Origin of the sequence: Microbacterium sp. ZW T5_56, from assembly GCF_044987425.1 — a bacterium.
Classification (GTDB): Bacteria; Actinomycetota; Actinomycetes; order Actinomycetales; family Microbacteriaceae; genus Microbacterium.
In genome coordinates this window covers 1-2,033 of the sequence record NZ_JBJDRI010000070.1, presented here as the reverse complement: position 1 = coordinate 2,033, position 2,033 = coordinate 1, and the positions used below count along the sequence as shown (strand labels likewise).

The following is a 2,033-nucleotide window of genomic DNA, read 5'->3' as shown; positions in this document are numbered from 1 at the left end:
GCCTCGCCGCCCTGCTGCTCCTCGCCGGAGCGGGTGCGATCATCGCACGCCGCCGCACCAGCCAGCAGTAACAGCGGTAAACAAGAGCGGGCCCGTCGCGACAGCGACGGGCCCGCCTTCGTATGTCAGACTCGCAGTAGCCCCACCAAGGAGAACCGTGCGCCCGTTGTCGTTCCTACGCCGCCCTCACCCCTCGATCCGACGCGGTGCGATCTTCGCCGCCGTGGTTCTCGGGGCGTCGGTGTTGGCTGGCTGCTCGGGCGGCCTGTCGGAGACCGGGGAGCCGCTCACCACCGCGCAGTCCGAGATGCTCGCGCAGGCGCGGTTCCAGCTGGGGCAAACCGAGAACTACGTCGCTCACATCCAGCTCGGCGACCCTGAATCCGACTCCCATGTGGTGGCCGATCTGACGGTCGACGCCACCGAGCATCGTGCGTGGGGAACGGCGAAGCGCGGTCCCGAGGGGCTCGCTGTGGAAGAGCGCGTGCTACTCACGACGGACTGGTACGCCTGGAACAGCAACCAGGGCTGGCAGGCGTCGGGATGGGGGCAGGGTGATCTCGCGCCGATGATCATTCTCTTCTCGCTCTCAGCCGATCGCCCGGAGAACGCCCAGCTGCTTCAGCAGTCGGACGCCCGCTATCTCGGCACCGAGGATGACCTTGAGGTGTACCGCCTCCCGTCGGCCACGGCCGGCTCGGAGGCCGTCACGCGGCTCTGGCTCGATGACAACAAGCTCGAGCGTCTCGACAACGGCACGGACGACCTCGTGATCACCGTCGACGAGTCGGCCACGCCGGAGCCGCTGCCGGATGACCTGGCCGCGCTGATCGAGAGCGCGAAGTGAGCACGGACCCGGTGTCTGACCACGAGGTTGTGGAGCTCGGCGCGCCGGAGCGGTGGCACGACTACGTGGGGCTTCCGACCGGAGACTCCCTGGGCCGGTCGGCACTAGTCGCTCACGAGCTGCGCTGGATGTGCGTACGCTCCGGCGAGCTGAGCTTTCGCGCCTTCCCGACGACAGCGAGCGCGGGGTCGGTCGACCGCCGCCGTGGTGATGACTTCTCGCAGGATTAGCGTGTGCGTCGTGCACAGCGCCAGGATGGGGAAGTGAATCCGACCGCCGCCCGGGGCCTGCGCCTCAGCCGCCAGGAGTGGGTGCTGGTCGCCATCACCTTCCTGTGGGGTGCCACCTTCCTCGTCGTCCATTTCGCCGTGACCACCACGGGGCCCTGGTTCTTCGTCGGGATCCGATTCCTCGCCGCCGGCGTGATCGCCGCGCTGGTGCTGAACCGGGAGCTGCGGGGGCTGCGCCCACGCGAGATCGGTGCGGGCGCAGCGATCGGTGTCATGGTCTATCTCGGCTACGGACTGCAGACCGTGGGATTGCAGACGATCGACTCCAGCACGTCGGCCTTCATCACGGCGTTCTACGTGCCGCTTGTGCCCCTGCTGCAGTGGGTGGTGTTCCGCAAGGCTCCGCGCTGGACCGTGTGGATCGGCGTCGTGCTCGCATTCGCCGGCCTCCTCCTGGTGGCGGGACCGTCGGCCGCGGGGTTCTCGCTGGGACACGGTGAGCTGGTCACGATGATCAGCACGCTGGCCATCGCCGCCGAGATCATCCTGATCAGCGTGTTCGCCGGACGTGTGGATGTCGGTCGGGTGACGGTCGTCCAGTTGATCGTGGCGAGCCTGCTGGCGTTTCTCACCATGCCCGTTGCGGGGGAGGCGGTGCCCGCGTTCTCGTGGGTGTGGCTCCTCGCCGCCATCGGGCTGGGTGCGATGAGCGCGGCCATCCAATGGGCCATGAACTGGGCGCAGCGCTCGGTATCGCCCACACGCGCCACCATCATCTACGCCGGCGAGCCGGTGTGGGCCGGGATCTTCGGCCGCCTGGCCGGGGAGCGCCTGCCGGCGCTCGCCATCGTGGGAGCCGCGTTGATCATCGCCGGAATGGTAGTCAGCGAACTCTCTCCCCGCACTCGCCGCCGCACCCCGCCGCCCACATAGCCCGCGAGAATTCCGTCTGTGGG

Annotated in this window: 3 protein-coding genes; all 3 read left to right on the top strand. The window is 68.6% G+C overall.

Features of this window, described 5'->3' with window-relative positions:
• Nucleotides 1-157: 157 nt before the first annotated feature.
• From ACI3KU_RS18920 to ACI3KU_RS18910, 3 genes are read left to right on the top strand one after another with little or no spacing between them, the layout of a single operon-like run.
• On the top strand, nt 158-847 hold the full coding sequence (locus tag ACI3KU_RS18920; RefSeq protein WP_404923884.1) for a hypothetical protein: 690 nt from the start codon (nt 158-160) through the stop codon (nt 845-847).
• The gene (locus ACI3KU_RS18915) at nt 844-1,077 is read left to right on the top strand and encodes a hypothetical protein (protein WP_404923883.1); all 234 of its coding nucleotides are present in this window, start codon (nt 844-846) and stop codon (nt 1,075-1,077) included. The genes ACI3KU_RS18920 and ACI3KU_RS18915 overlap by 4 nt, the downstream gene beginning before the upstream one ends.
• 33 nt (nt 1,078-1,110) lie before the next feature.
• Nucleotides 1,111-2,010 carry a DMT family transporter gene (locus tag ACI3KU_RS18910; protein WP_404923882.1) on the top strand — a complete coding sequence of 300 codons (900 nt, stop codon included), beginning with the start codon at nt 1,111-1,113 and terminating at the stop codon, nt 2,008-2,010.
• Nucleotides 2,011-2,033: the final 23 nt, after the last annotated feature.